Below are 21,050 nucleotides of genomic sequence, written 5' to 3' on the forward strand. Positions count from 1 at the left end.
GCTATACACTTCATAACGACGTCTTCACAACGACGACAGCACAAAAAGCTGCCCGCCATCCCCTCGCTAATCTCGCTGACATAACAACCATTTGCTTACTTTTTCTTCACATGTATAAGCAAAGTTATTAATGAATTTATTTAATTTTTTGATTGTTATCGCGGTTAAAATAAGCTCAGCGCCTAGACTTACAAATGGTACGACTATAACGATCCAGGAGTAGCAACATGCAGATAAAAGGCATTACGCCAGAAGCACTGACGGCTTATGGCATTCATGATGTCGGCGAAATTGTCTACAACCCAAGCTACGATTTACTTTTTACTGAAGAAACATCCCCTACCCTACAAGGTTATGAACACGGTATCGAAACCCAGCTGGGTGCCGTTGCCGTTGATACCGGCATTTTCACCGGCCGTTCCCCAAAAGATAAATACATCGTCCGCGACGATGTGACCTGCGACACCGTCTGGTGGTCCGATCAGGGTAAAGGCAAAAACGACAACCATCCGCTCAGTCAGGAAACCTGGCAGCACCTGAAACAGCTGGTCACCAGTCAGTTATCGGGCAAACGCGTGTTTGTCGTTGATGCTTTCTGCGGCGCCAACGCCGACACCCGTCTGAAGGTGCGCTTCATCACCGAAGTCGCCTGGCAGGCTCACTTCGTGAAAAACATGTTTATCCGCCCCAGCGATGAGGAGTTGCAGGATTTCGAGCCGGATTTCATCGTGATGAACGGCGCGAAGTGCACCAACCCGCAGTGGCAGGAACAGGGGCTGAACTCGGAAAACTTCGTGGCCTTCAACCTGACTGAGCGCATCCAGCTCATCGGCGGCACCTGGTACGGTGGCGAAATGAAGAAAGGTCTGTTCTCCATCATGAACTACCTGCTGCCGCTCAAAGGCATCGCTTCCATGCATTGCTCGGCCAACGTGGGCAAAAAAGGCGATGTGGCGGTGTTCTTTGGCCTGTCCGGCACCGGCAAAACCACGCTGTCCACCGACCCGAAACGGCAGTTGATCGGCGATGACGAGCACGGCTGGGATGATGACGGCGTGTTCAACTTCGAAGGTGGCTGCTACGCGAAAACCATCAATCTGTCCGCTGAAGCGGAGCCGGATATCTATCACGCTATCCGCCGCGATGCGCTGCTGGAAAACGTGACCGTACTGGCGGATGGCCGCGTAGATTTCAGCGACGGCTCCAAAACCGAAAACACCCGTGTGTCCTACCCGATCTATCACATCGATAACATCGTCAAGCCGGTTTCCAAAGCCGGGCACGCGACCAAGGTGATTTTCCTGACCGCCGATGCTTTCGGCGTGCTGCCGCCGGTTTCTCGTCTGACCGCGAATCAGACCCAGTACCACTTCCTGTCCGGCTTTACCGCGAAACTGGCAGGCACCGAACGCGGCGTAACCGAACCAACCCCCACCTTCTCAGCCTGCTTTGGCGCAGCATTTCTGACGCTGCACCCGACGCAGTACGCCGAAGTGTTGGTGAAGCGTATGCAGGCAGCAGGTGCTAAAGCCTATCTGGTGAACACTGGCTGGAACGGCACCGGTAAGCGTATCTCCATCAAGGACACGCGCGGCATTATCGATGCGATCCTCAATGGCAGCATCGACGACGCCGAAACCCAGACACTGCCGATCTTTGATCTGTCGATCCCGACCGCGCTGCCGGGTGTGGATCCGGCGATTTTGGATCCACGCGACACCTACGCCTCCCCGGCGCAGTGGGAAGAGAAGGCGCACGATCTGGCGCAGCGCTTTATCACCAACTTCGATAAGTACACCGACACCCCTGCCGGTGCGGCGCTGGTTTCCGCCGGGCCAAAACGGTAACAAGCAATGCGCTACCGTTCACCGGCAGCGCACCGACAGCAAAAAGGCGCGTTCATCGCGCCTTTTTTTTATTTCTTTCTGTTGGTTACAGGGGGTGGTGCCCGCCGGTTTCCATCACGTACAGGCGTGCTACCGGATTGATTCGGGAAGGCTAACGGCAGGTAGGCTCTGACCCGCAGCCCACCACGTTCACTGGCACCAATATCCAGCGACCCGTTGTGAGCATCGATAATGCGCTGCACAATCGCCAACCCCAGGCCGGTGCCGCTGGTGCTGCGGGCGCTATCACCACGCACAAACGGCTGGAACAGGTGCGCAAGTTGCGACGGGTCGATGCCGGGGCCGTCATCCTCGACCTGGAACCAGGCGCGCTGTAATTCGCGGCCACTGCTGACGCGAATCCAGCCGTTGCCGTAACGGGCCGCGTTCACCACCAGATTTGCCACCGCCCGCTTGATGGATAACGGGCTGACCCTCATCTGCAACTCACCCAGAGCAAGATCGCTGTCGATCTCACGCTCATAACCGCTTTCCGACGCCACCACTTCGCCCAGAATCGCGTTAAGGTCCGCGACTTCCATCTGCATTTCCTGACCGGTGCGCAGATAGTCAATGAACTGCTCAATGATGGCGTTACACTCTTCAATATCCTTATTAATCGACTCCGCCAGGTATTCATCTTCCTGGCCCATCATCTCTGTTGCCAGACGAATACGGGTCAGCGGTGTGCGTAAGTCGTGGCTGACACCGGCCATCAGCAGCGTGCGGTCATCTGCCAGCAGCTTGACCCCGGATGCCATCTGATTGAACGCGCGCGTCACCGAACGGACTTCCGACGCACCGTACTCGCGCAGCGGCGGCGGAATAATGCCTTTCCCCACCTGAATGGCGGCGTGCTCCAGCTCCACCAGCGGCCGGTTCTGCACCCGGATAAACAGCCAGGCACCACCGATCACCAGCAGCATAATCGCCAGGGTATAACGGAAGAGCGGCGAGAAATCGCCCTGATGGATTTCCGTCAGCGGCACCCGCACCCAGATATCAGGCGACAGCCAGGTTTTCAGCCACACCACCGGGGTATTCTTGCTTACTTCCACCCGCACTTCGGTAGGCCCGCCCAGTTGCTGCGCCATCTGCTGACTCAGAAACTTGTAGTGTTGCGCCCAGCGCAGCCCACTCTCCTCCGCCGCAGCGTTGGTGTAGAGCGAGATGCCCAGTTCGCGGTAAATCTCACGCCGGAACGCGGGGGGCACGTCCAGCGTGGAGCCGTCTTCCAGTTGCAGCTTATCGGTCATCAACATTCTGACCTCGTAGGCCAGAACCTTGTTGAATTGCTGCAAGCTGGGCAGAATCGCGAAGTTAAGCACCACCAGATAGGTGGTGACCAGACTAACGAACAGCAGAGTAACAATCAGCAACAGCGTACGGGCGAAGGCGCTGCGCGGAGAGAAGCGCCATCGAATCATGCTTTACTGCCGTCCGGCACAAACACGTAACCCAGCCCCCATACAGTCTGGATATAACGCGGGTGTGCCGGGTCTTCCTCAACCATACGGCGCAGGCGGGAGATCTGTACATCGATCGAGCGTTCCATGGCGCTGTACTCCCGGCCACGGGCCAGGTTCATCAGCTTATCACGGGACAACGGCTCGCGCGGGTGGCTGACCAGCGCCTTGAGTACGGCGAACTCGCCGCTGGTCAGTGGCATTGGCTCGTCGTCACGGAACATTTCGCGCGTACCCAGGTTCAGCTTGAACTTACCGAACGCGATAATCGCTTCTTCCTGCGACGGCGCGCCCGGCAATTCGTTGGCCTGACGGCGCAGAACCGCACGGATACGGGCCAGCAGTTCGCGCGGGTTAAACGGTTTGGGAATGTAGTCATCCGCACCGATTTCCAGACCCACGATCCTGTCTACTTCTTCACCTTTCGCCGTCACCATAATGATCGGCATCGGGTTACTTTGACTACGCAAACGGCGGCAGATTGACAGGCCATCTTCCCCCGGCAACATCAGATCCAGCACCATCAGATGGAAGGATTCGCGTGTCAGCAGGCGATCCATCTGTTCGGCGTTAGCGACGCTACGGACCTGAAAACCCTGTTCGGTCAGATAGCGCTCCAGCAACGCACGCAGGCGCATATCGTCATCCACAACCAGAATTTTATAATTCTCTTGCATCTCTCTTCTCCAAAGACGTGATAGCCGCCAGCGCTTGGCTTTATTACGAAACACAATCTGATATTGTTCAGAAACCGGCAATGAACTGACAGTCGTTTCTGGTATATATTCTAGGCAAAATTGTTACAAAGGATATAAAAATACGTTGTAATCAAGCCGTTCCCATCATCGGGCCTTGCAAATCACGCCACAAATGACGATTTATCCGCTATGTTATCTCACAGCTAACGATTATAACGATTTTATGATCCTCACATTTCAGAAAAGCGTATGAAAACCGATCTGATCACACGCGAAGGCTATGAAGCCCTGCATCAGGAACTCAATTATCTGTGGAAGGAACGCCGCCCGGAGATTACGGAGAAGGTCGCCTGGGCCGCCAGCCTGGGCGATCGCAGCGAAAACGCCGATTACCTCTACAACAAACGTCTGTTGCGTGAAATCGACCGTCGGGTGCGCTATCTGCGCAAACGCCTGCAGGTTGTACGCGTGGTGGATTACTCTCCCCAGCAAGACGGCAAGGTGTTTTTCGGTGCCTGGGTCGAGGTAGAAAACGAAGACGGCGACGTGAAACGCTTTCGGATCGTCGGGCCGGATGAAATTTACGGCCGCAAGGATTACATCTCTATTGATGCTCCCATGGCGCGCGCGCTGCTGAAAAAAGCGGTGGATGAAGAAGCGGTGGTGACGACGCCAACCGGCCCCAAGGTCTGGTACGTCAATAAAATCGACTATCACCGCCCTCTCGACAACTGATACGCCCTCTCACTCAATACAGAACGGCAGCACCTCTCTGCCGTTCCTACTCTTTTTCATCTTTTCTTTCATATTTCCTTTCATCTTCCTGACACGCTACTGATATTTTTCTGAAAAAAAACCGTAACATCCCTGTACTGACAACACGGCAAGCATAAAAACAATATGTACCAACAAAACACACGTACTTTTCTAAAGACACTATGGTGGCAGGTTTTATTCCTGAGCCTATTGTTGTCCTGCGCCAGGCTAACTATGTTTACCGCGTTTGCCGACCCCCAGCAATTGCAGCACTACGACTCCGCAATAAGGCTAATGTGGCTCACCGGGCTGCGTTACGATTTGCGTGCGGTGTCCATCATACTGGCACCGCTGTTGCTTCTCGGTTTGCTGGTCAGCTCGCACCGCACCGGCTGGCGCTGGCTGCAACGCCTCGCCCCCTGGTATTTGGGCGGCAGCGCCTTTCTGGTGTGCGCCATCGCCATCATCAATTATTTTTATTACCAGACGTACCACACCTACATTGATATCTTCGCTTTCGGGTTGATTGATGATGGCCCTGTCGCTGTGTGGTCCAACATCTGGCGGGATTATCCGGTAGTCACCTCATTGCTGCTGACGCTACTGCTCGCTTCTCTGGCGGGCGGACTGGGCAGAAAAATGCTGCTGTCGGCACACCCGCCACGTTTGCTGACCCGCCCGGTCTTTGTCATCTATCTGTTTATCAGCCTGTTGTTATTTTTCGCCATGATCCGCGGCAGCCTGAGCACCTTTCCGCTACGACGCAACGACTCACAAATCTCATCCGCCACCATTCTGAACAAGCTGGCCCCCAATGGGCTGATGGCTTCCGCCTGGGCGATGGGTGACAGGGATGACGACGTCCATTTTGAACCGGTGACGCGTACAGCAGGAGAGCAGTTGCGCGCCCAAAGCGGCCTGGCAACACTGGAAAGCCGAACACCGGTCAACCCCTGGCTGGCGGCGCACCATCCCAACGTGGTAATGGCGCTGATGGAAAGTATGGGCAGCAATATGCTGGTGTACGATCACCTGCCGGATAACGATATGCTGGGTGCCTTGCGGCCACATTTCGCTTCAGACTTTGTTTTCCGCCACTTCGTTTCTGAAGGCAACGGAACGGCACCGTCATTCGCGGCACTGTTTTTCCAAAGCCCTATCCAGAACCTCAGTCATTCATCCGCACAATACAAAACACTGGATGACACGCCCTACGCAACCTACCAGAAAGCGGGCTACAAAGTGATTTTCATCACCTCTGGCAGCCGTATGTGGCGGAACCTCGGTAACTATCTGCCCCGGCTCGGCGTGAATGAAGTCTACGATCAAAGCTCGCTGATGGAACGCTACCCGGAATCGCGCGCCATGTTGACCGACTGGGGAGTACCGGATGAATTTGCGTTCCGTCTGGCACAACACTTACTGGAGCAAGCGCATCAGCCGCTCTTCATCAGTATTCTGACGGTCACCAATCATCCTCCCTACAAGGTTCCCGCCAGCTACCATCCGCTGCCCGTGCACGCCGGGCCAGAGATGATGGCCCATGCTGAAGTCAACCAACAGGAGCAAGAGTCTATCGCCACCACTTACCAGTACGCGACCAATGCACTGGGAGAATTTATTACGGCGATAAAATCCTCTCCGATGGGGGAATCGACGCTCATCGCCGCCACTGGCGACCACCAAATGCGTCGCCTGAAAGCCCAGTATCCATACGAACAGTTCCTCGATCGTGCAGTACCGTTTTATCTGTACGTGCCGAAAACCATTCTGGCGCAAACAACCTGGCGTTTTGACGCCTGGCGTCCCGGTTCACATAAAGACATCTTCCCAACGCTCTATGCCTACAGCCTCTCCGATGCGCCCTATTACGCACTCGGTGGGCGCAATATGCTGGCACAACAGGACGATGCAACACGCGCCTTTGGCTACAACCAGGTGTTGTGGATTGATAGACAAGGTGTGATGCCTATCGGCAGCAGCGAACGCTACTCCTGGGATGCGGCCAACCCGATGCTGACGCAAACCGACACCCACCCCCTTAGCGCAGAACAGCAACAGCGCACCACCGCCTACCCCGCGCTATTGCACTGGCAAATCAACGCCCGCGAGCAAGGCATTATCGACAAGTAATCACTGAACCGTGCCCGGCAACGCCTGCCGGGCATCGGCCGATAGCACTTATATTGCGAGCATTCGTTACGTTCAGAAAAATTTATTCCAGCTTTGACATAAAGGTGTCATTTCCCTCCCTTACCGTGGCAACGGTGATTATGGAGGCCAATATATGTTTAGCCTGGATACCATTCTGCAAGATATTGCACCGCATCGTCCCACACCGAACTGGCAGCGTTCCATCCTGCGATCGCTGCTATTCGAAAACGAATTTCAGCAGTTCGCCCGACGCTATCCCCACCTCAAAGGACTGGATTTGGTAGAACAGGTTCTGGATTACTTCAGCCTGAATTGTGAAATGGTGGAAGGCGATCTGGAGAATATTCCCAGCCAGGGGCCGGTGGTGCTGGTTGCTAACCACCCGATCGGTTCGCTGGACGGGCTGGCGCTATTGCGTACCGTCGCCAGCGTCAGGCCGGATGTACGTATCGTCGCCAGCCAACTACTTTCCTATATTGAACCGCTGAAAAGCCTGTTCTTCTCGGTGGATAACTTCAACAACCGCACCCGACGTCAGCAATTCACCGCGATTCAGGAGCACCTGTCCGGCGACGGTGCTGTGATCCTGTTCCCGGCGGGCGAAGTCTCCCGTATCAGTTTCAAAGGTATCCGGGACGGCCACTGGCATAGCGGCTTTATCCGCATGGCGGCCAAAGCACGCGCGCCGATCGTGCCGATTCATATCAGCGGACGTAACAGCAATCTGTTCTACCTGTCATCGTTGATTTATCGCCCTTTGTCCACGCTATTGCTGGTGCGGGAAATGTTCCGCCAGCAAGGCAACCGGTTGCGCTTTCGCATCGGCGCGCAGATCCCTTATTCCACCTGGAGCCAGGGGGAATGGCAGCCTAACGACCTGGCCGCCCGCTTCCGCCGCCATGTCTACCGGTTGGGGCAAGGCAAACCCGGCTGTTTTAACGGCGACAAGCCGATTGCACTGCCGGAAGAGCGCACACAACTTAAACGGGCGTTGGAAGGATGCGAAATGCTCGGCACTACGCCAGACGGTAAGAAAATCTATCTGTACCGACGCGGCAGCGAAGATTACGTTCCCATTCTGCGTGAACTGGGACGCTTGCGTGAAATCGCGTTTCGCGCCGTTGGCGAAGGTTCTGGTAAACGCCGGGATCTGGACAGTTTCGACGACGACTATCTGCATCTGGTGCTGTGGGATGAACGTGAGCTGGAAATCGTCGGTGCCTATCGGTTCGCGCCAACAAGCCGACTGCTGGAAGAAAAGGGCATCAACGGCCTATACAGCCACAGCCTGTTTCAGTATGGCGAAGAAATGGCCCCCATTCTGGCAAGCGGCATTGAACTGGGCCGCAGTTTTATCCAGCCCAAATACTGGGGGAAGCGCGGCCTGGACTATCTGTGGCTCGGTATTGGCGCATATCTGGCACGTTACCCGGAGTATCGCTACCTGTTCGGCCCGGTATCGTTATCCAGTACCTTGCCCTCTACCGCACGTGATTTGCTGATAGCCTTCTACCGGTTGCATTTTGCACCCAGCCAGTCGCTCGCCCGTTCGCGTCGGCCCTACCCAGCGTCGCTGCCGGAAGTACTGAGGCAATTCGAAGGCGACGACTATCAACAGGATTTGACGCGCCTCAAAAGTATGCTCAGCAACATGGGATGCTCCATTCCCACGCTGTATAAGCAGTACTCGGAGTTATGCGAACCGGGCGGCGTGCAGTTTATCGACTTTGGCGTCGACCCGGATTTCAACAACTGCGTGGATGGTCTGGTACTGGTGGATTTACAGCAGTTGAAAGCCTCTCGTCATCAGCGCTACATCGCACCGTTCTGCAACGAAGCGTAATACACTGGCGGCACCGGCATCAGCCGGGCCGCCAAAACCTTCCGTTTGTCTGACTGGCATTTTGCGCCGTCAATCCGTATAACTGTCCCCCAATCATTTATCCTTCAATGTTCATTATCTCGCTAATAAAACTATCTTGCTGATAACACTATGACGAATGCATTAAGCCAGATTATTGCCAGCGAACTGCAGGCACGAACCGAACAGGTCAGTGCGGCCATTCAACTGCTGGATGAAGGCAACACGGTGCCTTTTATCGCCCGTTACCGTAAAGAAGTCACCGGCGGGCTGGATGATACCCAGTTGCGTCAGTTGGAAACCCGCCTGTCTTACCTGCGCGAACTGGAAGAACGCCGCCAGACCATCCTCAAATCCATTGAGGAACAGGGCAAGCTGACCGATGCGCTGGCAACCGCCATCAGCACCACGCTCAGCAAGACCGAGCTGGAAGACCTCTACCTACCGTACAAACCTAAACGCCGCACGCGCGGGCAAATCGCCATCGAAGCGGGGCTGGAGCCGCTGGCAGACAGCCTGTGGAACGATCCGAGCCAGACACCGGATACCGCTGCCGCCGCTTACGTAGACGCCGATAAAGGGGTGGCCGACGTCAAAGCCGCACTGGACGGCGCACGTTATATCCTGATGGAGCGTTTCGCCGAAGATGCCGCGCTGCTGGCTAAAGTGCGTGATTACCTGTGGAAAAACGCCCACCTGGTGTCTCGTGTGGTGGAAGGCAAAGAGGCAGACGGCGCGAAATTCCGCGACTATTTCGACCACCACGAGCCGCTGTCACAAGTGCCGTCACACCGGGCGCTGGCGATGTTCCGCGGCCGTAACGAAGGCGTACTGCAACTGTCGCTGAATGCCGATCCACAGTTTGACGAACCGCCGAAAGAGAGCCACTGCGAGCAAATCATCATCGACCATCTGGGATTGCGTCTTGGCAACGCACCGGCAGACAGTTGGCGGCGCGCGGTGGTGAACTGGACCTGGCGCATCAAAGTGCTGCTGCATCTGGAAACCGAGCTGATGGGCAGCATTCGTGAAAAAGCCGAAGACGAAGCCATCAACGTGTTTGCCCGCAACCTGCACGACCTGCTGATGGCCGCACCCGCGGGTATGCGCGCCACCATGGGGTTAGACCCCGGACTGCGCACCGGTGTGAAAGTGGCGGTGGTGGATGCCACCGGCAAACTAGTGGCGACCGACACCATTTATCCGCACACCGGCCAGGCTGCCAAAGCCGCGACGGTGGTTGCGGCGTTGTGCATCAAGCATCAAGTTGAGCTGGTCGCCATCGGCAACGGCACCGCTTCGCGCGAAACCGAGCGTTTCTTCCTCGATACCCAGAAACAGTTCCCGGATGTGAAAGCCCAGAAGGTGATCGTCAGCGAAGCGGGCGCATCGGTGTATTCGGCCTCTGAGCTGGCGGCGCTGGAGTTTCCGAGTCTGGACGTATCGCTGCGTGGCGCGGTGTCCATCGCCCGCCGCTTGCAAGATCCGCTGTCCGAGCTGGTGAAGATCGACCCGAAATCCATCGGTGTCGGCCAGTACCAGCACGACGTCAGCCAGACTCTGCTGGCGAAAAAGCTGGACGCGGTAGTGGAAGACTGCGTGAACGCCGTCGGCGTTGACCTCAATACCGCATCGGTAGCACTGTTGACCCGCGTGGCCGGGCTCACCCGGTTGATGGCGCAAAATATTGTCAGCTGGCGTGACGACAATGGTCGGTTCAACAACCGCGACCAACTGCTGAAAGTCAGCCGTCTCGGCCCGAAAGCCTTTGAGCAATGCGCTGGTTTCCTGCGTATCAACCACGGCGATAACCCGCTTGATGCCTCCACCGTCCACCCGGAAGCCTACCCGATAGTGGAACGTATTCTGGCCGCCACCGAGCAGAAATTGCAGGACCTGATGGGTAATTCCAGCGCGCTGCGCACCCTGAAACCGGCCAGCTTTACCGATGATCGCTTCGGGGTGCCGACCGTGACCGACATCATCAAAGAGCTGGAAAAACCAGGGCGCGACCCACGTCCGGAGTTCAAGACCGCCAGCTTTGCCGACGGGGTGGAAACCCTTAACGACCTGATGCCAGGCATGATTCTGGAAGGTGCCGTCACCAACGTCACCAACTTCGGCGCGTTTGTGGATATCGGCGTACATCAGGACGGGCTGGTGCACATCTCCTCACTGGCGGATCGCTTTGTGGAAGACCCGCATCAGGTAGTGAAAGCCGGTGATATCGTTAAGGTGAAAGTGCTGGAAGTGGACCTGCAACGCAAACGCATCGCGCTGACCATGCGTCTGGACGAACAGCCGGGTGAAGGCAACAGCCGTCGCAGCGGTGGACGCGAGCGCGACAACGGCAATTCCCCGTCGCGCCCGTCGCCAGCGGGGAACAAGGCCCGCCCACGCCAGAGCAGCACACCGGCAGGCAACAGCGCGATGAGCGACGCGCTGGCGGCGGCGTTTAAGAAACGGTGAATCTCTGCCAGGGTTCAGGCAATCAAGCCTGAACCCTGTATTTAGAAGCAGTGGCTGGCGTTTCATGCCTGAATGATGTACCTATGCTAAAATACAACAATCTTCATCGAGATTAACTATATAAAAATCACTTCAAATGCCTCAAAAAGGAATTACACATGGATACAGTGGAAGAAGCAGGTGGAACATATTTTTACAATGGGATGATAAATTTAAGCGCAGGAGAATTATTCTTCTGGATTATGGTTGATGAAACCATGAAACACTTTGGCATTGACGATGCTCTCGCTATGAGTATGATTCTTTTAGGGAGAAACGATCAAGACACAAGAAGAAAGCCGTCCGGCGCAATAAAAGGGACATCACTATCTAGCATATATTCAAGGCGAATATTCAAAAAGACAAAAATCCCGCTAGGAATATCATTACCAACGATTATTGGCGGCCCAATCCAAGGGTTAAAAATAAGGCTTGTCAGAAACTTAGGGACATTTGTTGGCAGGACAATACCTGTTTTAGGCTGGGCTATATTAATTTGCGATGTAAGCACCATATCCTATAATACTGTACGACACTACAATCAGATAGCCAAAAGCGAGGATAAATTATATGGAAATTAATAAGAAGAAAATAATAGACCTGGTAAAGAGGCACGCTGGAGTTTCAATAACCCCATATCAAAAGAAAATAACAGAAGAAACTATAATAAACTCAGAATTTGATTTTGATGATGATGAGATACAGGCATTGATGTCTGAATTCTTTAAAGAATTCAAAGTCACTTCAGATGGCTTTAATATAAATAATTATTATTACGATTATTCAGACCATAGTTTACTTTCTCTTTTCAACCCATTTAAAAAGATTGAAAAACCAGAATTAAAAGCATTATCTGTAGCAATGCTTATAGAATCCGCAAGGTTAGGGCATTGGCTTTACGATTAACCTCCGAAGTACATACGATACCCGTCACACTTCAAGTTTTAATTCAGGGTATATACTTCGGAGATTATTGAAAAAATAATTAATCTATTCGTTAATCCCATCATGCCAGATACTATAACCAGAAGTACCGGCAGCTTTATGCGACCAAGATATGCTTTTATATTTAAGCATAATCTCTTCATAAGGGATTGATTCTATATTATTTATAGAGTGTGGATATGATGAAGAGACAGATACGACTCGGGCATCAGCCAATGTTAATTCATAAAAAACCTCCAACTTCCCAGCCGAATTCGTTCTATAGAAGAAAAAATTTGCTGTTAACTTTTCATTTGAGGTAATGGATACACCTAACAGTGGAGAAGATTTATCTATAGGCTTTACTAATTGTATCGGATGATGAGCGACATTATCATCTCGTGTTATCGTATGGTTCAATCCTAATACCTGTATCTGATCTTCATGTCCAGACTGATAACGATTACCGATAGAGTCCACAGTAGAACAGCCAGAAGAAATCAACCCCTGTTGTTCGCCTTCCAACGTTAGATAAATAATATATGACATTTTCAGCATCCTTGTTATTTTGATAAAACCATCACCTATAAAATAATATCCAAATCAGAAAATCACAATAAAAACTAACCGAATCTATTTTTAAACTTTCTAGAACTTACTCTTCTGCTCATCTGACTATTACAATTAGGGCATAAATGCTGTTTTTTCCCCTCAATTGTCCAAGTGTAATATTTTCTTTTAAAACTGTTATGACAAATATCACATCTGCTTGGTTTCAATACTGCACCAATAACGACCAATAAAATAAAACCGCCAATTAGTCACTCCACGAATTTATCTCCATAATGCTAATAAACAGGGTCAGATTATCCAAAAAACCAAGTGATTTGCTACAATTGTCAGAATAGTCATAACCACACATTTGAGCAAATCGAATACGAACCATACCAGGAATCAACACAACTACCGGACGCAGAATCCATTGTATGCCCCCGTCCATCCGGTAAGTCATTTCCATTATCCCCTTTACACCAACAAATTTTCCCCCGCAAACCCCACCACCTGCTCCACAAACGCTTCCGGGTGGGAAATAAACGGTGCATGGGCAGCTTTCGGCATCACTACGGAGGTGGAGTTCGGGTACTGTTCGTCCATCAACGCGGCAACTTTGCGCGGCACCAGCCCGTCCAGCGCGCCGTACAAGCGCAGGAACGGCAGGGTTAGTGTGGTCAACGGTTCACGCAGGTCGGCATGACGTAAAATCTCCAACCCGGCGTTCAACACCTCGGTGGTTGGTGCCGGTTGACCGGACAGCGCCACTTTCAACGCACGGGCGTCTTTTCTGGCATTTTCGGTGCCCAGTGTCTGCAATGCCAGAAAGCGCTCAATGGTGCCAAGGAAATCTTCGCTCAGCATCTGCTGGAAACCGGACAACACCTGCGGGCGGATGCCTGGCCAGTTATCGCGCGCTTCAAAACACGGGGATGACGCCAGCGTAATCAGCGCATTGACCCGTTCCGGCGCACTCAACGCCACCTGCGTCGCCACCAGCCCGCCTAGCGACCAGCCTAACCACACGGCCCGCTCCGGTGCCTGCGCCAGCACCTGCTGCGCCATGTCGGCAAGCGACATCACCCCAAATCCCTGGCTCTGACCGTAGCCCGGCAAATCCACCCGATGTAATCTGAAATGCGGCGTCAGTCGCATGACAATGTTATTCCATACCTGCGAATTCATTCCCCAGCCGTGCAGCATCACAAGTTCGCATGTTCCTTCCCCTTCCGTTTGCCAGTGCAGTGCTCCCATCGGTTATGTTGTCCTCCGTCAGAAATGGAATGATTCAGGCCACGCCCCCGGCATGTCTGATTACTCAGGGAAACGCGATGTTGACGATCATGGCACAGTGCTGGCTCTGCCAGCAGCCGCTCTATCATAGTCATCACGGGATTTGCAGTCACTGCCGCCGTCATCTGCCGCAGCCGGTTACCTGCTGCCCGCGCTGCGGCCTGCCTTCGGCGTCCAGCACTCTGCTGTGTGGACGGTGCTTGCAACAGCCGCCACCGTGGCAATCGTTACTCTTTGTCAGCGACTATCAACCACCGCTGAGCACATTGATCAAACGCGTCAAATTTCAGCGGCGTACCGAACTGGCACCAGCATTAGCGCGGTTGCTCCTACTGCAATGGCTGGCGCACCGCCGGGATACTGCTCTGAGCCTGCCCGAGGCGTATCCGCGCCCTGACGCCATCGTCACCGTTCCTCTGCACCGATGGCGTCACTGGCGACGAGGTTTCAACCAGACCGACCTGCTAGCACGCCTACTGGCACACTGGCTGGGTTGTGCCTATCACCCCGCTGCGCTGGTCCGCGTGCGTTCTACCGTTCCCCAGCAGACGCTGGGCGCACGTTCTCGCCGCCACAACCTGCGTGGCGCATTCGACTGTCGGCATGATCTCGGTGGTAAACGGTTAGTGTTGCTGGACGATGTAGTGACCACCGGCAGCACGGCTGCGGAGGTCACCAGGGTATTATGCCATGCCGGTGCGCAACAAGTTCAGGTGTGGTGTCTATGCCGCACCTTGTCGTAACCGTCGGGATGGGCGTATTATAACCAACTGGCGTAGTCAACTATTGAGTTAACATTATGATTCGTATTACCGACGCTGCTCAGGAGCACTTTGCCAAGCTGCTGGCGAAACAGGAGGAAGGCACACAGATCCGTGTCTTCGTCATCAATCCCGGAACCCCGAACGCCGAGTGTGGGGTATCCTACTGCCCGCCCGATGCCGTCGAGCCGAACGATACCGAGCTGAAGTTCGAGAAACTGTCCGCCTATGTGGATGAGCTCAGCACACCGTATCTGGAAGACGCCGAAATCGACTTCGTGACCGACCAGTTAGGCTCTCAGCTGACATTAAAAGCGCCGAACGCCAAGATGCGTAAAGTCGGCGACGATGCGCCCTTGATGGAGCGCGTGGAGTATGTGCTGCAATCTCAAATCAACCCACAGTTAGCGGGTCATGGCGGCCGTGTCACGCTGATGGAAATCACTGAGGAAGGTTACGCCATTCTGCAATTTGGCGGCGGCTGTAACGGTTGTTCCATGGTGGATTACACCCTGAAGGAAGGCATCGAAAAAGAGCTGTTGCAGAAGTTCCCGGAACTGAAAGGGGTGCGTGACCTCACCGAGCATCAGCGCGGCGAACACTCCTACTATTGATGGGATACCGTTTATTGATGGGATGTCGTTTATTGATAAGATGTCGTTCTGATCGGATGCAACGCTGACGATCAATCCTATCGAGCTGATTTTGATGATGACGAGCGCTCAGTTACCTGACCGCTCGTTGTTTTTTCCAGCACCGGTTACTCACCACTCAGGCTTTTTTCGTTTCATTCTTTTTTGTCTCTTCCTTTTTTGTCTCTTCCTGCCCCTTGTTACCTTCTGGTTTTGTCGCCTTTCGGGTCCGAGAAGGCACTGGGCCGCCACGACGCAAATCAATGTCCCGAATCAACCGTTCCAGATAGCGGTCGGTAAAAATGGAATCCAGCGAACGGCTCAGTTTACGTCGCCAGTTGGGGTATTCCTGATGGGTGCCCGGCACATTCACCGGTGTCGCCATGTCCAGCCAGTCTTCAAGCTGTAACCCCAGCAGCGCGCTGGCACTGTCGGCCAGATAGCGCTGCACTCCACGGTTAAGCTGGGCGCTCATGGTGGTGAGCGATGCATTGCGCCCAACCCGCTGCGGCAGCAGCCCCTGCTCATGCAAGGCATCAAGCAGCCCCTGCTTGGCGCTTTCCCGCGCGTCATGCTGCTGTTGCAGCAATGCGTCGGTGGGATACAGCCCGAGATCTTTGCCCAGCGTCAGATCAACGCCCTGCCAGTAGCCGCGTAGTGTCGCCAGGTCATGGGTGGTAATAGTGGCCATAGAACGCGGTGGATACTCGTCCGGCGCGCGAAAACGATCGTGCTGATCCTTTTCAAAAAACAGCACTTTATAGGAGTAGATACTGTTATCGCGCAGTTTGTTGACGATCTCATCCGGCACCGTTCCCAGATCCTCGCCGATCACCAGACAACGATGGCGATGGCTTTCCAACGCCAGGATCCCCAGCAGGTCATCCACCGGATACAACACATAAGCGCCGTGGGTCGCGTTGCGGCCGCTCAGGATCCACCACAGCCGCAGCAGCCCCATCACATGGTCAATACGCAGCGCGCCGCTGTGCGCCATATTGCTGCGCAGCAAATCGATAAATGGCTGGTAGCCGCGCTGGCGCAGCAGAATCGGGTGCATTGGCGTCAGGTTCCAGTTCTGCCCACCTGGCCCCAGCGGGTCCGGCGGCGCGCCAAGCGTCACCGACATACAGTGCAATTGCTGATCTCCCCAAGTGTCCACACCGCCCTGCGCCACCCCTACCGCCAGATCGCGGTACAGACCGATCGGCATTCCCAGTTGCTTGCTGTGGGAAAAACAGGCCGCCAGCTGTTCATGCGCCAGCCACTGTAACCAACAGTAAAACTGCACCTCATCGGCGTGTTCCTGCCGGAATCGCAGCGAGGCGTCGCTACGCGCATCGTGGTATTCCCGCGGCCATTGCAACCAATCGTTCGCGGATTCCCCCTGCGTTTTCAACCACGCCTGCAAAGCGTCATAAGTGGCCTGTTGCAACAGGCTTTCATCGTAGGTTTTCAGAAATTGCTGGAAGGCGGTTTTGCGTGGGTCCAGTGCGTTACGCCGATTGAAATGGTCAAACGCCAACCGCAGCGCCGTCAGTTTCAGGCTGGTGACTGCCGTATAATCCACCCATCGGCTGGCGCGGGCGGCGGTCAGCCGCCGCTGAACGTCGTCTTGCTTCCACCACTCGCAGGCGGCCTCGCTCTGATGAAAATCATCCACCTGATTCACATCGATATAGATAATATTCAGCCAGTTGCGCGATGACGGGCTGTATGGGCTGGCGGCTTCCGGCTCGGCCGGATAAAGCGCGTGCAATGGATTAAGGCCGACAAACGCGCCGCCCCGGCGCGCGACCTGCTCCACCAACGCTTTCAGGTCGCCAAAATCGCCGATACCCCAGTTATCCGACGAACGCAGGGTATAAAGCTGTACCGTGACACCCCACCAGCGCTTCCCTTGAGTTAACACTTCCGGCTCGTAGCACCGCGCCGGTGCCACAATTACCCGGCATGGCCACTGCTGTTCGTCCTGTGTCAGAAGGAGTTGGTGATAACCGAGCGGAAGGTTGTCTGGCAACACCAGAACCGCCTGCCCGGCCGAACGCCCCTCGATGATGCCTCCTTTTTCATAGGTGAGCGTCCAGCCATATTCGCCTTCATCGCGCAGCGGCAACCGATTTGGCTGCCCCTGACGAAATACGCACACCGAAGGCAAAGGCGCGACCGCCGGAGCCGCCACATCAAGCAGTTGCAGCAGTTTCTCGCGGGTGTCCTGGTCTATCGCCTGTTCATTACCGTAAGCATCTTTATAGGTATCAGCGATCCCCGGGTAGTGGGGTACAGATTTTTTTGCTTTCAACGCCATGGTATTGATTCCTTAATCACGCACCGTCCAGATGCGTTTCTGATAATCATGAATTGCCCGATCGGCACTGAACATCCCCATACGAGCGGTATTCAGAATGCAGCGGCGTGTCCATTCATCAGGTTCACGATACAGCGCATCCACACGCTGTTGGATCTGACAGTAAGGTGCGAAATCGGCCAGCACCAGATAAGGGTCCCCCAACTTCAGCAGGCTATCCAGCAGAGGGGCAAACGCCGTTTTATCCCCGTGGCTGAACGTTCCGTCGGCCAGCTCGGCGAGGATTTCCTTGAGCAAGGGATTCGCGGCAATGTAGCGAGCGGGTTTATAGCCGTCGGCGGTCAACGCTTTTACTTGCTCGACGGTATGCCCAAAGATGAACAGATTCTCCTCACCCACCTCCTGTGCCATCTCCACATTGGCTCCATCCAGGGTGCCCACCGTCAGCGCACCGTTCAACGCCAGCTTCATGTTGCCGGTGCCAGAGGCTTCCTTGCCCGCCGTGGAAATCTGCTCCGAGACGTCAGCGGCAGGAATAATCCGCTCCGCCAGCGAAACACGATAATCCGGCAAAAAGACCACTTTCAGGCGGTCATTCACCCGCTTGTCCCGGTTAATGTGCTCCGCCACACAGTTGATGGCGTAAATAATGTTTTTTGCCAGCACGTACCCCGGCGCAGCCTTGGCACCAAACAGAAAAAGGCGCGGCACGATATCCAATCCGGGGTCGGCAAGCAATCGCTTATATAGCGATAAAATGTGCAACAGATTCAGATGCTGCCGTTTGTATTCATGCAACCGTTTGATTTGCACATCAAACAACGACGCCGGATCGATACGGATACCGTATTCGCGCTGCAAAAATTGCGTCAGTTGCGTTTTGTTGTCCTGTTTAATGCGGCGGTAACGCGCCCGGAATGCGCTGTCTTGCGCATAGGGCACCAGCCCGTCTAGCAGCGTCAGCTGGTTACCCCATTCGGTATGCAGGGTATCGTCGATCAGCGAAGAAAGTGCCGGATTGCACTGTTTCAGCCAGCGACGCGGCGTAATACCGTTGGTGACATTGTGAAACTTCGTCGGCCACAGCTGGTGATATTCCGGAAACAGGTCGCGCACCACCAGGTCAGAATGCATCTGCGCCACACCATTAACCGCAAAACAGGCCACCACGCACAGATTCGCCATTCTCACCTGACGGCGATGCACCACCGCCAGCCGCGCCCAGACGTGCCGATCGCCCGGCCAGCGCGCCTCCACCTGCTGGCGTAAGCGTTCATTAATCGTTTTGATAATCGACAGATGGCGTGGCAGCAGCCGACCAAACAGCCGCTCGTCCCAGCACTCTAGCGCTTCCGGCATCAGGGTATGATTGGTGTAAGCAAACAGACGCCCGGTCAGTTGCCAGGCCTGTTCCCACGGCATGTCGTGCTCGTCCAGCAACAGGCGCAAGGTTTCGGGGATCGCCAGCGTCGGATGGGTATCGTTCAACTGCACCACTTCATAGTCAGGCAACGTCTCCACAGGCCTTCCTGCGCGCTCATGCCGCCGAAAGATGTCCGCCACAGCACAGGCGCACTGAAAATATTGCTGCATCAGGCGCAGTTTTTTACCTGCCGCGTGGTTGTCGTTCGGGTAGAGCACCTTGGTCAGACTGGCGGCGGCAATGCCCTGCTGCTCGGCTTTCAGGTAATGACCGGCGTTGAACTGCTCAAGATCAAACGGGTCGCTGTGTGTCGCTTGCCACAACCGCAGTGGTTGAACCCTGCCATTGTGATAGCCAATAACCGGGATATCGGTAGCTTCTCCGACGATAACCTGGCCCGGTATCCAACGCTCGCTGCCATCCGCCTGTATCGCCAGTTCGCCGCCAAAACCGACCTCCACCGCCAGCTCTGGACGAGCGCGCGCCCAGGGGTAGCTGTCGCGCAGCCAGTCATCCGGCGTTTCTCGCTGAAAACCGGCATCAAAATGCTGGCGGAACAAGCCGTACTGATAATGCAGACCATAACCTGTCGCCGACTGGCCGACCGTCGCCATTGCGTCCAGATAGCAGGATGCCAGCCTTCCCAGCCCACCGTTGCCAAGCGCCGGGTCGGTTTCCTGCTCCAGCACATCACTTAACGCCAGCCCCTGCTGCGCCAGCACCTCCGCTACCGCATCATACCAGCCCAGATTGAGCAGATTGTTGCCGGTCAAACGGCCAGGCAGGAACTCCATCGACAGGTAATTCACATGCCGCGCAGGCGCGGCATCGGGTGGGGGCACGTCGGCAGACATCAACACATCCAGTTGCTCCGTCAGCGCGGCGCTCACCAGTTGCCAGCACTGGCGTAACGACAACGCCTGCAAGGACGGTTGAGCACACATCTGCAACTGGCGTTGCAGGGCGGCGGTAAACCGGGAAGAATTGAATGATGGTGACATCGTGCCTCTCTCCTCTATACAGTGATGGAAAAAGGCACGTCGGGATCAGCACAACTCCAACTGTACCTTATGTTGTTCGATGATTTTCAGCACACTGGGTGGTGGTAACTGATCGGTAAAAAGATAGTCGATCAAATCCATGTTACCCAAATTGACCATCGCGTTACGGCCAAACTTCGAATGGTCCGTTACCAGCATCACGCAGCGGGAGTTTTCGATAATCGCCCGCTTGGTGCGTACCTCGTGATAATCAAACTCTAGCAACGAGCCGTCCATATCAATACCGCTGATTCCCAAAATGCCGAAATCGAGCCTGAACTGAGAGATGAAATCCAGCGTGGCCTCGCCGATGATGCCGCCGTCCCGGCTGCGGACTTCACCCCCCGCCAGAATCAGGCGGAAATCTTCTTTAGCGGTCAGCAACGTAGCGACATTCAGGTTGTTGGTGACCACGCGCAAATCCTTATGGTTCATCAGCGCGTGAGCCACCGCTTCCGGCGTGGTGCCGATATCAATAAAAAGCGTAGCACCATCTGGAATCTGGCTGGCGACTTGCCTCGCAATCCTGGCTTTCTCATCAGACCACATCATTTTGCGATCATGATAGGCGGTATTCACTGAGCTGGAGGGCAACGCCGCTCCGCCATGATGACGATGGATCTTGTTCTGTTCCGCCAGATCGTTCAGATCACGGCGAATGGTCTGCGGGCTGACCGCAAAATGTTCCACCAGCTCCTCGGTACTGACGTATCCCTGCCGACGCACCAGGTCGATAATGGCGTCGTGCCGCTGTGTTTGCTTCACATTGATCCCCTCAAACACCGACA

General features: G+C 54.7%; 16 protein-coding genes. 9 read left to right on the forward strand and 7 right to left on the reverse strand.

Annotated features, from left to right (window positions below):
- The first annotated feature begins 227 nt into the window (after positions 1–227).
- A complete protein-coding gene (gene pckA / locus OB87_RS10425) occupies positions 228–1,847 on the forward strand; it encodes a phosphoenolpyruvate carboxykinase (ATP) (protein ID WP_033569386.1) in 1,620 nt (539 codons plus the stop codon).
- A gap of 68 nt (positions 1,848–1,915) precedes the next feature.
- Here pckA and envZ read toward each other — a convergent pair whose 3' ends face one another.
- Both envZ and ompR read right to left on the reverse strand, forming a co-directional pair.
- A complete protein-coding gene (gene envZ, locus OB87_RS10430; protein WP_033569387.1) occupies positions 1,916–3,313 on the reverse strand; it encodes a two-component system sensor histidine kinase EnvZ in 1,398 nt (465 codons plus the stop codon).
- Complete coding sequence (ompR, locus tag OB87_RS10435; protein ID WP_005969424.1) at positions 3,310–4,029, reverse strand: osmolarity response regulator transcription factor OmpR; 720 nt, start codon at positions 4,027–4,029, stop codon at positions 3,310–3,312. The genes envZ and ompR overlap by 4 nt, the downstream gene beginning before the upstream one ends.
- 270 nt (positions 4,030–4,299) lie before the next feature.
- On the opposite strand from ompR, the gene greB reads away from it, so the two are divergent.
- The 6 genes from greB to OB87_RS10465 all read left to right on the forward strand — a co-directional run bounded on the left by greB (position 4,300) and on the right by OB87_RS10465 (position 12,235).
- Entirely contained in the window at positions 4,300–4,785 is a 486-nt protein-coding gene (greB, locus tag OB87_RS10440) for a transcription elongation factor GreB (RefSeq protein WP_033569388.1), read from the forward strand.
- 165 nt (positions 4,786–4,950) lie between these two features.
- Complete coding sequence (locus OB87_RS10445) at positions 4,951–6,939, forward strand: LTA synthase family protein (RefSeq protein WP_033569389.1); 1,989 nt, start codon at positions 4,951–4,953, stop codon at positions 6,937–6,939.
- A 154-nt stretch (positions 6,940–7,093) separates the two neighbouring features.
- Positions 7,094–8,803 carry a lysophospholipid acyltransferase family protein gene (locus OB87_RS10450; protein WP_033569390.1) on the forward strand — a complete coding sequence of 570 codons (1,710 nt, stop codon included), beginning with the start codon at positions 7,094–7,096 and terminating at the stop codon, positions 8,801–8,803.
- Positions 8,804–8,953: 150 nt separating this feature from the next.
- Entirely contained in the window at positions 8,954–11,290 is a 2,337-nt protein-coding gene (locus OB87_RS10455; RefSeq protein ID WP_033569391.1) for a Tex family protein, read from the forward strand.
- Between the two features lie 158 nt (positions 11,291–11,448).
- Positions 11,449–11,910, forward strand: coding sequence for an STM2901 family protein (locus OB87_RS10460; protein ID WP_033569392.1), 462 nt, complete (start codon positions 11,449–11,451; stop codon positions 11,908–11,910).
- Complete coding sequence (locus OB87_RS10465) at positions 11,900–12,235, forward strand: DUF1493 family protein (RefSeq protein ID WP_033569393.1); 336 nt, start codon at positions 11,900–11,902, stop codon at positions 12,233–12,235. Before OB87_RS10460 ends, OB87_RS10465 begins: the two co-directional genes overlap by 11 nt.
- Positions 12,236–12,319: 84 nt before the next feature.
- Here the strand turns inward: OB87_RS10465 and OB87_RS19840 are convergent, their stop codons facing one another.
- The gene (locus tag OB87_RS19840; RefSeq protein ID WP_072025456.1) at positions 12,320–12,802 is read right to left on the reverse strand and encodes an Hcp family type VI secretion system effector; all 483 of its coding nucleotides are present in this window, start codon (positions 12,800–12,802) and stop codon (positions 12,320–12,322) included.
- Positions 12,803–13,279: 477 nt separating this feature from the next.
- Complete coding sequence (gene bioH, locus OB87_RS10475; RefSeq protein WP_033569395.1) at positions 13,280–14,059, reverse strand: pimeloyl-ACP methyl ester esterase BioH; 780 nt, start codon at positions 14,057–14,059, stop codon at positions 13,280–13,282.
- Between the two features lie 77 nt (positions 14,060–14,136).
- On the opposite strand from bioH, the gene gntX reads away from it, so the two are divergent.
- Both gntX and nfuA read left to right on the forward strand, forming a co-directional pair.
- Positions 14,137–14,841: a DNA utilization protein GntX gene (gntX, locus tag OB87_RS10480; protein WP_033569396.1), complete on the forward strand. Its 705-nt coding sequence runs from the start codon at positions 14,137–14,139 to the stop codon at positions 14,839–14,841.
- 56 nt (positions 14,842–14,897) lie between these two features.
- Positions 14,898–15,473 (forward strand): Fe-S biogenesis protein NfuA, encoded by a 576-nt coding sequence (gene nfuA, locus OB87_RS10485; protein WP_033569397.1) that lies wholly within the window; start codon positions 14,898–14,900, stop codon positions 15,471–15,473.
- A 157-nt stretch (positions 15,474–15,630) separates the two neighbouring features.
- Here the strand turns inward: nfuA and malQ are convergent, their stop codons facing one another.
- From malQ to OB87_RS10500, 3 genes are read right to left on the reverse strand one after another with little or no spacing between them, the layout of a single operon-like run.
- Positions 15,631–17,799 carry a 4-alpha-glucanotransferase gene (malQ, locus tag OB87_RS10490; RefSeq protein ID WP_033569398.1) on the reverse strand — a complete coding sequence of 723 codons (2,169 nt, stop codon included), beginning with the start codon at positions 17,797–17,799 and terminating at the stop codon, positions 15,631–15,633.
- Between the two features lie 12 nt (positions 17,800–17,811).
- Entirely contained in the window at positions 17,812–20,223 is a 2,412-nt protein-coding gene (malP, locus tag OB87_RS10495) for a maltodextrin phosphorylase (protein ID WP_033569399.1), read from the reverse strand.
- A gap of 45 nt (positions 20,224–20,268) precedes the next feature.
- On the reverse strand, positions 20,269–21,027 hold the full coding sequence (locus OB87_RS10500; protein ID WP_012768014.1) for a DeoR/GlpR family transcriptional regulator: 759 nt from the start codon (positions 21,025–21,027) through the stop codon (positions 20,269–20,271).
- Between the last annotated feature and the right edge of the window lie 23 nt (positions 21,028–21,050).

The sequence above is a fragment of the Dickeya undicola genome, from assembly GCF_000784735.1.
Classification (GTDB): Bacteria; Pseudomonadota; Gammaproteobacteria; order Enterobacterales; family Enterobacteriaceae; genus Dickeya; species Dickeya undicola.